Below are 16,810 nucleotides of genomic sequence, written 5' to 3'. Positions count from 1 at the left end.
TATTTAAAAATACCAAATACTACATATGGACTACGGAAAAGAATTTAAAAACTACGCCATAAAGGACCAAGGGATTAACAGTATGTACTACGATAAAATCTTAAGTACAATGTACCCTAGTAATATGACTCCTAATATTATCGAAGAAAGACAACTAAATGCAATTGCAATGGATGTTTTCTCTAGATTAATGATGGACAGAATTATATTTTTAGGAACAGGTATTAACGACCAAGTTGCTAACATAGTACAAGCACAATTATTATTTTTAGAAAGTGCAGATGCCTCTAAAGACATTCAAATTTATATTAACTCTCCTGGTGGTAGCGTTTATGCTGGTTTAGGTATATACGACACTATGCAATTTATAAAGCCAGACGTAGCAACTATTTGTACTGGTATGGCTGCATCTATGGGAGCTGTATTACTTTGTGCTGGCGCAGAAGGTAAACGTAGCGGATTAACTCACTCTCGTGTTATGATACACCAACCTTTAGGTGGTGCTCAAGGACAAGCTAGTGATATAGAAATTACCGCTAGAGAAATATTAAAATTAAAAGACGAGTTGTATACTATTATTGCAACACACTCTGGCCAACCTTTTGACAAAGTTAGCAACGATAGTGACAGAGATTACTGGATGAAAGCTGACGAAGCCAAAAAATATGGTATGATAGACGAAATATTAGTTAGGGAAAAGTAATATAACCGACTAATAACAAACCTATTAAAGAGAAGATGTAGACTTATGGCAAAGGAAAATTTAGAATGTTCTTTTTGTAAAAGAACCAAAGCAGAAACAAATATATTAATTGCTGGTGAAGGTGCGCATATTTGCGACAGATGTATAGAGCAGGCTTACGGCATTGTTATAGAAGACACTAAGCAATCTAAAACAGATAGTTTATCTGCCGAATTGGTTCTTAAAAAACCTATGGATATAAAAGCGTTTTTAGACACTTTTATTATAGGTCAAGAACGTACAAAAAAAGTAATGTCTGTTGCAGTATACAATCACTACAAAAGATTATTACAACCTTCTAGCGAGGAAGACGATGTAGAAATACAGAAAAGTAATATTATAATGGCTGGTCAAACCGGTACAGGTAAAACATTAATGGCTAAAACAATTGCCAAAATGCTTAACGTACCATTAGCTATTGTAGATGCTACTGTTTTAACAGAAGCTGGTTATGTAGGTGAAGATGTAGAAAGCTTATTAACTCGTTTATTACAAGCCGCAGACTACAACTTGGAAAAAGCTGAACGTGGTATTGTTTTTATAGATGAGATAGATAAAATTGCTCGTAAGAGTGACAACCCATCTATAACAAGAGATGTTTCTGGAGAAGGTGTGCAACAAGGTCTACTTAAACTATTAGAAGGTACCGTAGTTAACGTACCACCAAAAGGTGGACGTAAGCATCCAGATCAAAAATTTATAGAAGTAAATACAGAAAACATATTATTTATTGCTGGTGGTGCTTTTGATGGTATTGAACGTATTATTACAAAACGCTTAAATATGCAAGCAGTTGGGTACAGTGCATCTAAGTTAGATGACAACGTAGACAACTCTAATATTTTACAATACATAATTCCAAAAGATTTAAAAGAATTTGGTTTAATTCCCGAAATCATTGGACGTTTACCTGTTTTAACGCACATGAATCCGTTAGACGAGAAAACACTACGCGCTATACTTACAGAACCTAAAAATGCTATTATTAAACAGTATGAAAAGCTGTTTGGTATGGATAATATTAAATTTACCATAACAGACGAAGCCTTAGATTACATTGTTAAAAAAGCAATAGACTACAAATTAGGAGCTAGAGGTTTACGTTCTCTATGTGAAGCTATTTTTACAGATGCTATGTTTGAACTACCTAGCAGCGAAGACAAAGAATTTAAGGTAACAAAAGAGTATGCAGAGCAAAAGCTATCTTATGAAACAGTTAAAAAACTAAAAGCCGTTTCATAACAAAACGGCTTTTACAATTACTATATTAAAATATCCTGAAGTTTTCTTTAGGATATTTTTTTTGCTAAAACTTTAATTTTAGCCTCTGTTTTTTCTTCAACAGGTTTAGTCATTACTTTATCTAAAAGATCTAAACATACTTTCTGTATTACCTGTGAGTCCGAATACATTTCGTGACCAAAGTTCTCTACAATCTCAAGGTTTACGCCAATAGTCTCGGACCACTTAACAGAAGGCTTATACAAATCTTTACTTCCAAAAAGCATATTCACCTCTCCGTCTACACGCTCTACTTCTTTTCTTAATCTAGTAGCAGATACCGTGTACAAAGATTTCATTGGCAATCCTTTTAGGTTCGCTTTCCAAGCAATTGTACCACCCATACTAAAAGCTAAGTAATGAGCAGGCTTAGTTTCTTTTTTTACCAATTGAGAAACAGCTGTATCTATACCACCATCCACAAAGGCTGTGTGAATATTTTTTTCGGATTGTACTAACAAATCTACATCTGCCAATTGCTGAATATCGTAATATTCAATATCGTAATATTGCTGTAGATAGCCTAAATAAGAAGTAATCCACATTCCCTTCTTGGCTCCCCACATATCTGACAAAATAACTAGTCTTTCTGAATTCATATTTTTATAGTTTTATATACTGGTTAGGTTTATACTAGCAATATGAAGCTTAACCACTAAAAAAACGAATTTATTTGTTCATTAGAAGCAATTCATCGATATAGTCCCGTTTATTAGATAATCTTGGAATCTTATGCTGCCCCCCTAATTTACTTCTAACTTTTAACCAATCATAAAAAAGGTCCTGCCTGGCAATGTGCACGTTAGGCATATTTAAGGTAATATTATTGTATCGTTTTGCTTCATAATCAGAGTTTAAAGATTTTAAAGCATTATCTAATAATTCTGTAAAATGAGCAATATCTTCAGGTTCTTTTCTAAATTCAATAATCCACTCGTGCGCGCCTTTTTCTCTGCCTACCATAAAAATAGGCGCTACAGTATAGTCTTTTATTTGAGCCGCTGTTTTTATACAAACCTTTCTTAATGCCTCTTCTGCATTTTCTATTATTAATTCTTCTCCAAAGACATTAATATGGTGTTTGGTACGACCTGTAATCTTAATTCTATACGGACTTACTGAAGTAAACCTAACCGTATCCCCTATTTTGTAACGCCACAAACCAGCATTGGTTGTAATAATGATAGCGTAGTTCTTATGCAACTCCACATCCCAAAGTGCAACTACTGTCTGATCTAAAGTACCGTAGGCATCCATAGGAATAAACTCATAAAAAATACCATAATCTAACATCAACAATAAATCGTCTGCATTGTTCCTGTCTTGTATTGCAAAGAATCCCTCAGAGGCATTGTAAATTTCGTAGTAATTAAACTTTTTTCTAGGCAATAAAGCTTTATACTGCTCCTTGTAAGGGCTAAAGCTAACTCCACCATGAAAATAGACCTCTAGATTTTCCCAAACTTCAAATAAATGTGTTTTCCCCGTTTGCTCTAACATATTATTAAGCAATACCAACATCCAAGATGGTACACCAGCCAAGCTTGTCACATTTTCCAATTTACTTTCATTAATAATAGCATCTAATTTGGTTTCCCACTCACTCATTAATGACACCTTATTACTTGGCGTACTACTCATTTCTGCCCAGAAAGGCATATTATCAATTAAAATAGCAGATAAATCTCCGAAAAAACTACCATTATCTTCATACAAATCTTTACTACCTCCCAAACGCAAACTCTTACCTGTAAACAATTGTGAGTTCTCGTTATTATTAAGATACAAACACAACAGATCCTTACCAGACTTGTAATGGCAATCTTCTAAAGCCTCTGTACTAACCGGAATAAACTTACTTTTTGCATTGGTAGTACCACTACTTTTTGCAAACCACTTTATACTTGTTGGCCAAAAAATATTTTGTTCACCTCTTCTTGTCCGTTCTATAAAAGGCTCAACTTCTTCATAAGAAACAATTGGCAAGCGTTCTGCAAACTCCTTATAATTGGTAATAGAAGCAAAATCGTATTTTCTACCAACCTCTGTATCTTTAGCTATAGTTAAAAGCTTAAACATTACTTCTTCCTGAACCTCAGCTGGATATTTTAAAAAAAGTTCTATTTGGTGATACCGCTTTTTAAGCAACCAAGAAGCTATAGAATTAACAAAAGGTATTGACATTTTTAGGTATCTTTATCCTGAAAAATTTCAGAGGTTATTTTGATAAAAGTAGCCTATCCAAATTTAATATTCAAATACATTTTATGCAGTACCAAGGTGTTTTACAAAAAATGCAAACCGAGAACGGAAATCCCATACAATATTATTTAGTTTTTGAGAATGACTTTTTAAATGTAAATCAGATTTTAAACAAATCTATAGAGATTAACTTTATAAAACACCAATGTCTTAACTGTAAGTTAGACAAGCCTATATACCGTCAAGGGTTTTGTAAATCTTGTTTTTTTGAGATTCCAACTGCAGGAGATTGGATTATGAGACCAGAGCTAAGCACTGCACATCTAGACCAAGAAGATCGCGATTTAGCCTATGAAAAAAAAGTGCAATTACAACCACATATTGTTTACCTGGCTAATTCTAGCAATGTAAAAGTTGGAGTTACACGTAAAACACAAGTACCAACTAGATGGATAGATCAAGGAGCGCACGAAGCTATAGAAATTGTAGAAGTACCTAACCGCTATTTAGCAGGTATTACTGAAGTTGCATTAAAAGACTATGTAGGCGATAAAACCAACTGGCGCAAAATGCTTACCAACACTGTGGATGATGAAAATTTAATTGAGTGGCGTAACAAATTGAAGCAGTACATACCTGAAGAAGCTTCACAATATTTTATTGAAGACAACCAGGAAACTCACTTAGAATTTCCGGTAATGCAATATCCAGAAAAAGTAAAAAGCCTTAATCTGGATAAAACACCTAATTATAAAGGTACGCTTAAAGGCATTAAAGGCCAGTACCTAATTTTTGAGGACAATACCGTTTTTAACATTAGAAGCAACGAAGGCTACTACGTAAGCCTTACTATTACTTAGCAGTATCTTTTTCTGTTTCTTTTTTCTTTTTACCAAACAAGCCACCTAAAATAGCTTTAGCAGCATCTTTTTGCTCTTCCTTTTTAGTTTTAGCGGCAGAGTCTTGCTTTACTGCTGTGGTATCTTTTTTACCAAACAAGCCACCCACTACATCCTGTACTACAGAAGATTTATCATCCTTAGCAGTTAAAGAATCTGTTTTAGACTTATTTTTATTAAGCAAATCACTAATAACACTTGTAGCCTTATCCTTGCCTTTTGCAATTAGTTTTTGCTTTTCTATCTCTACCAATTGACTAGTTAAGTTTTTAACACCACTCGTTAAATCTGTCTTTACCTCTGGACTTGTAAAATTACCACCAATGTTTGCCGTAACTGGTATTGTTAAGCTCTCTAGCTGCTTATCATCTATTTTAGCAATAAGTTTATTAATATCACCACCTAAATATTTCGCTGGCACCTCAACAGTTGCGTTGTAAGCCAGTTTACTATCAAATGTATGACTACCAGAAACATTCATTACAACATCTCCGTAGTTTAGCTTAAATGGCTTTACTGTCACTTTTCCGTTGTCAAAAGACAATGCAGTTTTTAAACCATTTAAGTTTAATTTTTCTGGCTTTAAGAAACTAAGCTTATCACCTATTGCAGACATAAATTTTTCTTCATTTGGGTTTAATTCTGTAGATAATAACTCTGCTAAAACTTTACCAGAAATGGTAGCTAAGTCCGGTGTAAAATCGTCTTTTAAATTACCAGCTATAGAAATATCAGAATTTAAATTACCCCTAACAATTTTAGCTATTGGCGCTAAAACCTCTAACATCTCTAGCCCTTTAAGTGCCTGGCCAATATTAAATTGGTTCATCCCTAAATTCATAGCAAATGTTGCCGCTTCGTTTTTAGTAGACACCTCTCCATTAAAAGACATCTTACCACCAAATAAAGCAGTTGTCATATTAGATAAAGTTGCTGTCTCATCCTTTATACGCAATGTACCTTTTACATCTTTAAGCGTTAAATTATCATACAACACTGTATTTGCGTTAGCAGTAATTGTTGCATCTAAAAATGATGGTATTTTTAATTTTTCTTCTGCTGAAACAGGTTTTGACTCTGTCTTACCTGTCGATGTTGATTCCGTTTCAACTTCATCAACCATAAAATCATTTAAAGCAAACGTATTAGAATTTAAAGCAAAATCTCCTTTTACTTTTTCATCCTTAAACATAAACCCTAATAAGTTTGTAATTGTTCCCTTTGCTGAAAAATCTGTCTTACCTGTTTTTCCCTGAAACTCGTTTAAAGAAACCGTTTTAGGATTAAAAGTTAAAGACGTAGTTGTAATCTCTACAGGATTTTTAAGCTCATCAGAATTATACTCAAACCCCTTTAAATCCAACGTACCACTAGTTGTTGTATTTTGGTATTGTTCTTTTTCTATGGAAGCCATATCAAAAGCCGTAGAAACATCTGCCTTAAGCATTCCTTTTAACTTTAAATCTACTGGCACAGGATACGCTTGTGATATGTTAGCCAAATTCATATTACCATTTAAATGTGCTTTTACCTTAGTATTGCCCATTAAGTCCGTAATTTTAGAAGTAAGATTAAATTTATCTTGATCTATAGAAAAAGCAAGCTTTTTAATATCTACCGTAGTATCTTCAACCAAACCAGTTGTATTATCTATAGCAGCATTTATAAATATATTAGTTACTGCCTTTGGTAAGTCTGGGTATTTAAATGAAGCATTATCAGAATTTAGTTTTACAGAAAACTTAGGAATATGTGTTTCATCAACTATACCATCTAACTTTCCTTCTACTGTAAATTTTCCAGTAGTTTTTACGTTTTCTATGCTTTTAGTATATTCTTCCGGAACCAAAGCTAAAAAGTTTTTAAACTCGCTAGACAATGTCTTAAAGTTGATATTTACCTCTTGGTTATCATCGTTTAACTTTACAAAACCATCAAAAACAAGTGGCAATTGATTAATTAAAGCTTCGTTCTTTAAAAAAGAAAATTTGCTTTCTTTTAAATCGATACCAATTAAGGCATCTAAACCAACACTGTTTCTATTTAAGTAATTAGTACCACCCATACCAAAAGATACAAGCGCCTTTGTTTTAGTATCCAACTCAGATTTCTCTAAAGATAAATCTCCTGTTCCAGAATGTTGCAAATCTGTTAACGCCAATGCCATACCAGAAGTCTGATCTACATAAACAATACTAGAATTAGTAATTTGATAAGACTCCATAGCTAAATTAAAGCTACTACCCTCTTCTTCTGTTGCAGCTGTTTCTACAGCTGCAGTTGGATCTTTTTTTGCAATATCGTAATTAGCAATACTATCTTTGTTTACCATTATAGTAAGCTTAGCACCATCTACAGCTAAACTTTTAATACCAATAGCCTCTGATGGATCTTTAAAAAGCTCTGTAATTGCCATATCTAAAGCTATTTGCTTAGAAGCAAAAAGTGTATCTCCAGCAAAAGGGGCTTTATTTATTAAAACCAAATCGTTTATAGTAACCTTTGCATTAGGGAAACTAGAGAACAAGCTAAGATCTGCACTGGCAAAATCTAAAGTAGCTTCAATATTATTATTTACTTTACTTTTAATAATCTCTTCTATTTTTCCTTGTAAAAAGAACGGCGCCGCAATTAGCAAGACTACTATAAGCAATACAACAACACCAATAATTTTTAAAATTTTCTTTTTCATATAGAACTTTTTTATTCGGTTTTATTAATTAATACAACCTTTTATTTAACATCACACAAATTGTGAAATTCTAGTCTGTATTAAATATCTTACATTTAAAACAGTTTAAGGTCGTTTTTATTATGATTCTAACGTAATTTCTTGGTTTAATTTTAAGTTAAATCGTTTACGCATAATATATACGAGTAAATAAAGGAAAGGGGTGTCTAGAAATGCTATAATTATCTTAAAAATAAACCCACTAATTAACAAACCTGTGAATTTATCCCAACCAATTTCTCCAAACGAGCACAAAAGCAATAAAACAGTACACGTATCTACAAATTGAGAAAAGAAAGTAGAAAAATTATTACGCAACCACAAATGCTTGCCTTTTGTTACTTTTTTCCAGAAATGATACACTTGTATATCTATAAACTGCGCAAACAAATACGCCATCATAGATGCAGTAACTGCTAAAATTGTGTTCCCAAAAACATCGCTAAACATTGTGTTGCTTACCGGAGACCACTCTGTAGCATTAGACACAGAAGCAAGCCAAACTATTACTAACGAAAAGAACGAAGCAAATATACCCGCCACAACAATTTGGTTGGCACTTTTTTTACCGTATATCTCAGAAATTAAATCGGTTAACAAAAAAGTCACAGGGTAAGGCAACACACCTACAGAGATTTCAAACAAAGTTGCTCCAAAAATGGTAACATCTCCAAAGGGTTGCCAAATAAAAAATTTCTGAAAAATAAGATTAGAAACCACCAAGGAAGTGATAAACAAAGCACCTAGGTATAAATATATTTTAAAGGCTAATTTTTTATCTGTTTTATTCATATTTGCACTAGAGTGTCCCAATTACTATTCAATTTACAAAGATATTAAGTAAACCTTTTAATGCCTTTACAAAAAAGATATTTAATTTTAAGATAGCGCCTTAAAAACTATTTTATTTACTTTGTTTTAAATGAAGAAGAACTTTACAACTGCATACCTATCCATAGGCAGTAATTTAGGAGATAAGATTACAAATTTACAAGATGCCATTTTTCAATTAAATGAAAAAGCTGGCAGTATTGCCGGTATCTCTAAAGTATACAAAAGCGAATCTTGGGGTTTTGAATCTGAAGACTTTTTAAACGCCTGTGTTGCTATAAACACAAGCAAAACCGCTTTTGAGCTTTTAGATATTATTTTAAAGATTGAAACAGAATTAGGAAGACTACGTACAAATGAAGAAGGCTACCAAGCCAGAACAATAGATATAGATATTATTTACTTTGGCAAAGAGGTAATTAACACAGACACTTTAGTGTTGCCACACCCAAACTTACAGTTTAGAAGTTTTGTATTGCGCCCTTTAGCAGATGTTGGCCCTCAGTTTTACCATCCAATACTTAATAAAGATTCTAGAAACTTGTTTCAGGAATGTAAAGACAAGGGCAAAGTAGAGCGCACAGAAAGAAAACTCTATGCCAGCATAGAAGAATTACTCTCTAAAGCACAATTCTTAGCCATAGAAGGTAACATTGGTGCAGGTAAAACTACATTAGCTAATAGAATATCTGAAGATTACAATGCCAAATTAGTTGTAGAGCGTTTTGCAGACAACCCGTTTTTACCAAAGTTTTACGAAGACCAGGTTAGATATGCTTTCTCTTTAGAAATGTCTTTTTTAGCAGATCGTTACCAACAATACTCAGATGATACCTCCCAGTTAGATTTATTTAAATCTTTTATGGTAAGTGATTATGATATTTTTAAATCGCTCATATTTGCAAAAGTAACTTTACAGCAAGACGAATTTAAGTTGTATCGTAAGCTGTTCGATTTAATGTATAAAGAAGTTAAAAAACCAGATGTTTTTGTTTACTTATACCAGAACACAGATCGCTTATTAGCCAACATAAAAAAACGCGGACGTGACTATGAACAGGATATTCAGACAGATTATCTAGAGAAAATTAACAAAGGTTATTTAGATTTCATAAAAAGTTACCCGCAACAAAACACCTTTATCATAGACGTTAGTGATCTTGACTTTGTAGCTAATGAAGCTGACTACAAGTACATTATACATCAAATACAAGGTTATATTTCTAGAAATTTATAGAAAAACGCAAGTATTAAATTAACAATTATTTCACATTTTATTTGCAAGATTGAAAACGTTTGCCTTAATTGCATATCTCTTATAAGAGGAACTAACTAACTCAAACTATATAATTGGCCCAACAGTGTTGGGCCTTTTTTTATATCTAAAATTGAAGATTACTATCTTATTTCTGGTTTAGTTTTGACCATAAATCCCAAACTACAACACCTGCACTTACAGATATATTTAAAGAATGTTTGGTGCCATATTGCGGAATTTCTAAAACTACATCACTAGCCGTAACAACATCTTGGGCAACACCTTTTACTTCGTTTCCAAAAATTAGTGCGTACTTTTCACTTGTCTGCACTTTAAAATCGTTTAAAAAAGTAGCATTTTCTGCTTGCTCTACAGCTAAAGCCATATAACCATCTTGTTGTAATTGTTGCACCAACGGCAACGTTTCTTCTACATATTGCCAAGCAACACTATCTGTAGCTCCCAAAGCAGTTTTTTGTATGTCTTTATGTGGTGGTTGCGCAGTAATACCACACAAGTATATTTTTTCAATTAAAAAAGCATCAGAAGTTCTAAAAACAGAACCAATATTATTTAAACTTCTAATATTATCTAAAACAATAACAATAGGTGTTTTTTTTGCCCCCTTAAACTCTTCTATATTTAATCTTTGTAACTCGTCGTTCTTTAATTTTCGCATTCTTATTTGTATCTGGGTAAACTTATCCACAAATATCAACAAAGGTTTTGTAACCAATGAGAAAAACTTAAATTCGTTTACATTTTTTAAGCTAACAACTAGATTTTTTCAATTTGTCAAAAACAAGTAAACCTAAGGAGAAAAAGGTAACGCCTTTAATGCAGCAATACAACGCTATTAAGACAAAGTACCCAGATGCTATGTTACTTTTTAGGGTTGGAGATTTTTACGAAACCTTTGGAGAAGATGCTATTAAAGCATCAAAAATTCTTGGTATTATTTGCACACATAGAAACAATGGCGGCGAAAAAATAGAATTAGCAGGTTTTCCTCACCATTCTATAAACACTTATTTACCAAAATTGGTAAAAGCAGGACAACGTGTTGCTATTTGCGACCAATTAGAAGATCCTAAGCAAACAAAGACTATTGTAAAAAGGGGCGTTACAGAATTAGTAACTCCAGGTGTTGCTTTTAATGATGATATTTTATCTGCAAAAACAAACAACTTTTTATGTGCTGTACACTTTGGACGTAAAAAAATTGGCGTATCGTTTTTAGATATTTCTACCGGAGAGTTTTTAACTTCTGAAGGAACTGAGGAACAAATTGATAAACTATTACAAAACTTTGCACCTAATGAGGTTTTAGTTTCTAAAAACCACAAAAAAGATTTCGTAAAGATTTTTGGAACTCAATTCCATACTTTTTTCACAGAAGGTTGGATTTTCCAAGAAGACTATGCACAAGAAACCTTAACCAAACATTTTAACACTGCTACTTTAAAAGGTTTTGGCGTTGCGCACTTAGAACAAGGTATTATGGCATCTGGCGCCGTTTTACATTATTTATCTGAAACGCAACACCACAAACTACAACACATAAACACATTACAACGCATTGCCGAAGAGGAATATATTTGGATGGATAGGTTTACCATTAAAAATCTAGAATTGTACCACTCTTATAACCCAAATGCTGTTACACTTTTAGATGTTATAGATAAAACTATATCCCCAATGGGTGGTCGCATGCTAAAACGTTGGTTGGCATTACCGCTAAAAAATGTAGATAAAATTACAAGAAGGCACCAAGTCATATCTTATTTACAAAAAAATGAGACTACGCTACATAAATTGCAACAGTCTATAAAACAAATGGGAGATTTAGAGCGATTAATCTCTAAGGTTGCTACTGCAAAAATATCACCCAAAGAAGTAGTACAACTAAAAAATTCTTTAGAAGCGATACTACCAGTTAAACAATTAACTAGTACTAGCAAAAACGAAGCTGTAAAACTTATAGGAGACCAATTGCACGGTTGTGATATGCTACGCGCAAAAATTAAAGAAATGATTAGCGATGATGCACCTGTAAATATGCTTAAAGGGGAAACTATTGCAAAAGGATACTCTACAGAATTAGACGAGCTACGAGGCTTGGCTTTTTCTGGCAAAGATTACCTAAACAAAATGCTAGAAAGGGAAACCGAGCGCACTGGGATTTCTTCCTTAAAAATAGCAAGTAATAATGTTTTTGGATATTATATAGAAGTACGTAATACGCACAAAGACAAAGTTCCAGAAGAGTGGATACGTAAACAAACCTTAGTAAATGCAGAACGTTACATTACTGAAGAATTAAAAGAATACGAAAGTAAGATATTAGGTGCAGAAGAACGCATACAAACATTAGAGCTACAGTTGTTTACAAAGCTTGTAGTTTGGATGCAAGAATATATTGCTCCTGTACAACACAATGCACAGTTAATAGCGCAACTAGATTGCCTTTGCGGATTTACCCAATTAGCAACAGAAAATAATTACACCGCTCCTGTGATAGACAATTCTACCGATCTAGAAATTGTAAACGGTAGACACCCAGTTATTGAAAAACAATTACCCGTTGGTGAAGCATATATTGCTAATGACGTCTCCCTAAATAGAGAAGAACAACAGATTATAATGATTACAGGGCCTAATATGAGTGGTAAATCTGCCATATTACGCCAAACAGCTTTAATTGTACTCTTAGCACAAATGGGAAGTTTTGTACCTGCAGAAGCAGCTAAAATTGGTTACGTAGATAAAATATTTACCAGAGTTGGTGCAAGTGACAATATTTCGATGGGAGAATCTACATTTATGGTAGAGATGAACGAAACAGCATCTATACTAAATAATCTATCAGACCGTAGTTTGGTATTGTTAGATGAAATTGGGCGTGGTACTAGTACGTATGATGGTATTTCTATTGCGTGGGCAATATCAGAATACCTACACCAACACCCAACACAAGCAAAAACATTATTTGCCACGCATTACCACGAGTTAAATGAAATGACAGCAACTTTTAGTCGCATAAAAAACTTTAATGTATCTGTAAAAGAACTAAAAGATAATGTTTTGTTTTTACGTAAACTTACGCCTGGTGGTAGTGAACATAGTTTTGGTATACACGTTGCAAAAATGGCTGGTATGCCACAACAAGTAATCTCTAAAGCAAACAAAATACTTAAAAAACTAGAGAAGTCTCACTCTAGCGAAGAGCTTACCACAAAACTAACAGATGCCCAAAACGAAATGCAATTAAGCTTTTTTAATATGGATGACCCTTTGTTGTTAGAGCTAAAAGAAGAGATAATAGATCTAGACATAAACACGCTAACTCCTATAGAAGCTCTTATGAAACTTAATGAAATAAAAAGATTGCTCTCAGCACAAAAAAAAGAGTAGTCGTAAACTGCTCATTTTACGACAATTGAAACACGTAAAATAAAACATAAAAAAAATATTAATATTTTTTTTGAAAATGGCTTTGTGATTTAGAAAATTGTCTTAAATTTGCACCCGCATCTAACAAAGATGTAACGTTCATTAAAATTGCGAAAGTAGCTCAGGGGTAGAGCATCACCTTGCCAAGGTGGAGGTCGAGGGTTCGAATCCCTTTTTTCGCTCAGAAAAAATTATACCAATTGCCTGTTAGTAATAACAGTTAATTTGCTCGAGTGGTGGAATTGGTAGACACGTTGGACTTAAAATCCAATGGACATTAGTCCGTATGGGTTCAAGTCCCATCTCGAGTACAAAACCCTTGTTAATCTAACGATTTTCAAGGGTTTTTGCTTTTTAACAACTTTCGTATTTCCTTCTCTTCTAATTGCTTTGCCCTCTAGATTTTTATTTTTTACATACAGATACTATTTATACGTACTATTTTAGTTACTTTGTTTTTAAAAGCAAATTACCCCTAAACTCAAACAACTATACACTTAAGAAAACCTTGTTTACTTTAAGTTAAATAACGCATTTTATGAGTGAATTAGTACCACAGAACCAAGAACAAAACGAACAACACAACCAAGAGCAACCATTACAGGCACGGCCAATTATTATAAATCAGAATAATAATAATAATAATAATAATAATAACGGTAGTAATAGTATGGGTATTGCCGGTTTTATAATATCTATAATTGCTTACATATTGTACTGCGTTCCTATAATTGGACATTTAATATGGATTTTAGGCCTAATTTTCTCGATAATAGGTCTTTTTAAACGTCCTCGTGGACTTGCCATTGCTGGCGTAGTAATCTCCCTAATATGGATCGCTTTTTATGTTATGGTTTTTATAGGCGTTATCTTTATAGGTGCTGCTAGCGAACTATAAAGGAAGTATAATGAATAGTACTAGATCTTAATATATTAAACAGAAAAACTCATTTCTAAGATTACCTAAGGTTAAACAAAGAGTATATGTTTAGACATCAAGGAAAAAACAGAACGTTAAAACATAATTTACAAATTGCTACGGTATTATCTTTTGTTGCCGGCATAGTAAATGTTACAGGATTTTTATCTTTTAAGCAATTAACGACCAATGTTACAGGGCATTTTGCATTATTTATGTACGATGTCACTAATTTCAAATTTTGGAAAGGAACCATCTATTTTCTCTATATATTCTCTTTTCTACTAGGCTCTTTTTTATCTAGTTTTTTAATTGAAAAGTACAGAGAAAACAAAAAGCTAAATGTTTTTGTATTACCCACGGTATTAGAATCGGTAATTTTAATAGCTATTGCCATGCTTGGCAATTTTACTTCTATAAAGTATCCAGATTTAATTGCCTGCTTACTACTTTTATCAATGGGCTTACAGAATTCTTATGTTACCAAAATTTCTAATGCCGTGGTTAGAACAACACACTTAACAGGGCTTTTTACCGATTTAGGAATTGAAATTTCTCAACTATTTTTTCCAAAAGTCCACACTCAAAGAGACAAACTAAAATCGACTATTAAACTTAGAATTTATATTATACTATTCTTTTTTACTGGCGGATTAGTCGGAGGTCTACTCTACTCTAAAATAGATTTAAAACTAAACACCTTAATTGTTGCCGCTGTACTCTTATTAGTAAGTCTATTTTATGATGATTTTAGATACAAAGTGATAAAGACAAAAAGGAAATACAATCAAAGAAAAAATAAATAAAAGTAGCTATTATGAGAAAGACAATTTTAATTATTGGAGGTACACTTGCCTTAGCAAATGTTGCATACAGTTTTTTTAGAGATACAGAAACAGTGTTCTTTTTTGGAAAAGATGTAAATATTTGGCTGTATAGACTCATATGGCTATTTATGGCTGTTCTTATACTAAATGCTTATAGAAAAGAAGTAAAAAAATAATACATCCTATGTACGCATTTAACGATTTCAAATTTATCTTCCACTAGTTACTATTTTAGTACGATAATAAACCTAACTGCTACAAATAAACATTGAAGCTTTACAATCTTTATTGTATTTTATAATTTGTGCTTATAATTAAAGTAAGATGCGCAATAATTCAAAAAATACAACCGTAACAAGCAGATTCAATTTTCTGTATGTATTCTTGTTATTTTTTTTTGTTGCTGTATTATTTTTTCTTTACATCCTTTTAGTGACTAAAGAAGAGCTAATACTATTTTTAATAGCCTTTATCGCTTTTGTATTATACGGGTTTTATATAATAGCAAAGAGCCTAGTTTTTTTTAGAGCTAATTCTAAAAATATGAGAGTAGGCCTATTTAAAACGTACAACTACAATGATGTACTTAGTGTAGACCTTTACAGTAATGTACCTTCTAAATTTATGTTCTTTACTATTCATGAAAAAGGACTAACCATACACTTAAAAAACAACAAAAAATTATATTTAAAAGAAACATACTACTCCAATTTTTGGAAAATACGTTTGTTCCTAGACAATAAACTTGGTAAAAAACAAGTACAAGAAAGTAAGTCATTAGAGAACAGCAGAATTAATATTACCAACAAAACCACACCCATACCATTTTATATTTTCGGTATTAGAATACTAATGGCAACTGCAGTACTAGCTACTTTTATATTCTTAATAGACCTATGTACCACTAACTATTTAGATCCTGGTTATTTTTTATTTAGTATAGGTACGTTTTTGTTTATGCTTCTTTTCACTTTTAATATGGGGTATATAGAAAGTTCTAAAAATTACATTATAATTAAAAAATTAATAAATCCGTTTATAAAAACTGTAGTATCAATAGAAGATATAACCTATGCCTCTAAAGAAATTATAGGAGGCGGAAGAAACAGAACTACATTAATAATTATACATACTGTGTACCATAAAGACTTTAAGATACCTATAGATTTTATAAGTCTTAAAAGAGAAGAAAATATAATTAAACAAATTAAAAAATTAGAAATCTCTTATAGGGATTACACCTAAAAATATATGCATGAAAACTATTTACATTAATCTAAAGTCAAAAGTTAACCAGCCCATTACTCTTTTTTTAGATAATAAGGAACTAGGGATACTTACAGATAAAATAGAAGTAGAATTAACAGAGAGTTCTAAAACCATTTATGCCAAATACGGCGATAAAAAAAGCAATGCTTTTCCAATAAAAATTCTAGGCAAAAATGATTTCAACATTGAAGTTATAAAAACATCTGATATGATTAGCTCATCAATATGGCACGTATTACGTATTCTATTTTTCTTGTTTTTAACATCGTTCTGTATGCACAAGGCAATAGGTATTGGTTATTATGTTTTTAGTCTTGGTCTAATTGGCATAACTGTTATGTTTGCCTTAAAGTGGAAAAATATAATTGTTAGAAAAGCGAGCTAATAATAAAACTAAA

The 16,810-nt window shown here is 32.3% G+C and carries 15 protein-coding genes and 2 tRNA genes; 12 read left to right on the top strand and 5 right to left on the bottom strand.

All coding sequences use genetic code 11. The annotated features are described in order from the left end of the window. Positions 1-25: 25 nt before the first annotated feature. Positions 26-703 carry an ATP-dependent Clp endopeptidase proteolytic subunit ClpP gene (gene clpP / locus M4I21_RS08290; RefSeq protein WP_249558642.1) on the top strand — a complete coding sequence of 226 codons (678 nt, stop codon included), beginning with the start codon at positions 26-28 and terminating at the stop codon, positions 701-703. Positions 704-748: 45 nt separating this feature from the next. Beyond that, positions 749-1,984, top strand: a complete 1,236-nt coding sequence (gene clpX / locus M4I21_RS08285) for an ATP-dependent Clp protease ATP-binding subunit ClpX (protein WP_249558641.1) — start codon at positions 749-751, stop codon at positions 1,982-1,984. Between the two features lie 47 nt (positions 1,985-2,031). On the opposite strand, the gene M4I21_RS08280 is transcribed toward clpX, so the two are convergent. Next, positions 2,032-2,622, bottom strand: a complete 591-nt coding sequence (locus M4I21_RS08280; protein WP_249558640.1) for an alpha/beta fold hydrolase — start codon at positions 2,620-2,622, stop codon at positions 2,032-2,034. A 70-nt stretch (positions 2,623-2,692) separates the two neighbouring features. Continuing rightward, a complete protein-coding gene (locus M4I21_RS08275; RefSeq protein WP_249558639.1) occupies positions 2,693-4,207 on the bottom strand; it encodes a GH3 auxin-responsive promoter family protein in 1,515 nt (504 codons plus the stop codon). Between the two features lie 83 nt (positions 4,208-4,290). Here M4I21_RS08275 and M4I21_RS08270 point away from each other — a divergent pair, with 83 nt between their 5' ends. Next, a complete protein-coding gene (locus M4I21_RS08270) occupies positions 4,291-5,085 on the top strand; it encodes a DUF2797 domain-containing protein (protein WP_249558638.1) in 795 nt (264 codons plus the stop codon). Here the strand turns inward: M4I21_RS08270 and M4I21_RS08265 are convergent. Together M4I21_RS08265 and M4I21_RS08260 are read right to left on the bottom strand one after the other, a co-directional pair. After that, the gene (locus M4I21_RS08265) at positions 5,078-7,816 is read right to left on the bottom strand and encodes an AsmA-like C-terminal region-containing protein (protein ID WP_249558637.1); all 2,739 of its coding nucleotides are present in this window, start codon (positions 7,814-7,816) and stop codon (positions 5,078-5,080) included. The two genes, M4I21_RS08270 and M4I21_RS08265, sit on opposite strands and share 8 nt — an antisense overlap. Before the next feature lie 120 nt (positions 7,817-7,936). Beyond that, positions 7,937-8,647 (bottom strand): queuosine precursor transporter, encoded by a 711-nt coding sequence (locus M4I21_RS08260; protein ID WP_249558636.1) that lies wholly within the window; start codon positions 8,645-8,647, stop codon positions 7,937-7,939. 130 nt (positions 8,648-8,777) lie between these two features. Between M4I21_RS08260 and folK the strand changes: the two genes are divergently transcribed. Further along, positions 8,778-9,923, top strand: a complete 1,146-nt coding sequence (gene folK / locus M4I21_RS08255; protein WP_249558635.1) for a 2-amino-4-hydroxy-6-hydroxymethyldihydropteridine diphosphokinase — start codon at positions 8,778-8,780, stop codon at positions 9,921-9,923. A gap of 166 nt (positions 9,924-10,089) precedes the next feature. Here the strand turns inward: folK and M4I21_RS08250 are convergent, their stop codons facing one another. Then, complete coding sequence (locus M4I21_RS08250; RefSeq protein ID WP_249558634.1) at positions 10,090-10,623, bottom strand: RNA methyltransferase; 534 nt, start codon at positions 10,621-10,623, stop codon at positions 10,090-10,092. Positions 10,624-10,781: 158 nt separating this feature from the next. On the opposite strand from M4I21_RS08250, the gene mutS reads away from it, so the two are divergent. The 8 genes from mutS to M4I21_RS08210 all read left to right on the top strand — a co-directional run bounded on the left by mutS (position 10,782) and on the right by M4I21_RS08210 (position 16,797). Next, positions 10,782-13,358, top strand: coding sequence for a DNA mismatch repair protein MutS (mutS, locus tag M4I21_RS08245; protein WP_249558739.1), 2,577 nt, complete (start codon positions 10,782-10,784; stop codon positions 13,356-13,358). A 149-nt stretch (positions 13,359-13,507) separates the two neighbouring features. After that, positions 13,508-13,579 (top strand) — tRNA-Gly (locus M4I21_RS08240). Positions 13,580-13,624: 45 nt separating this feature from the next. Next, positions 13,625-13,708: transfer RNA gene (locus M4I21_RS08235), tRNA-Leu, on the top strand. Positions 13,709-13,935: 227 nt separating this feature from the next. Next, positions 13,936-14,295: a hypothetical protein gene (locus M4I21_RS08230; RefSeq protein ID WP_249558633.1), complete on the top strand. Its 360-nt coding sequence runs from the start codon at positions 13,936-13,938 to the stop codon at positions 14,293-14,295. A gap of 86 nt (positions 14,296-14,381) precedes the next feature. Then, positions 14,382-15,122 carry a YoaK family protein gene (locus tag M4I21_RS08225; RefSeq protein WP_072303411.1) on the top strand — a complete coding sequence of 247 codons (741 nt, stop codon included), beginning with the start codon at positions 14,382-14,384 and terminating at the stop codon, positions 15,120-15,122. A gap of 11 nt (positions 15,123-15,133) precedes the next feature. Beyond that, on the top strand, positions 15,134-15,319 hold the full coding sequence (locus M4I21_RS08220) for a hypothetical protein (protein WP_249558632.1): 186 nt from the start codon (positions 15,134-15,136) through the stop codon (positions 15,317-15,319). Positions 15,320-15,686: 367 nt separating this feature from the next. Further along, on the top strand, positions 15,687-16,388 hold the full coding sequence (locus M4I21_RS08215; RefSeq protein ID WP_249558631.1) for a hypothetical protein: 702 nt from the start codon (positions 15,687-15,689) through the stop codon (positions 16,386-16,388). Between the two features lie 10 nt (positions 16,389-16,398). Further along, on the top strand, positions 16,399-16,797 hold the full coding sequence (locus M4I21_RS08210) for a hypothetical protein (RefSeq protein WP_249558630.1): 399 nt from the start codon (positions 16,399-16,401) through the stop codon (positions 16,795-16,797). Positions 16,798-16,810: the final 13 nt, after the last annotated feature.

The sequence above is a fragment of the Cellulophaga sp. 20_2_10 genome (assembly GCF_023476645.1).
GTDB lineage: Bacteria > Bacteroidota > Bacteroidia > Flavobacteriales > Flavobacteriaceae > Cellulophaga.
The sequence above is the reverse complement of the archived record's forward strand: the minus strand, read 5'-3'. Positions and strand labels throughout refer to the sequence as shown.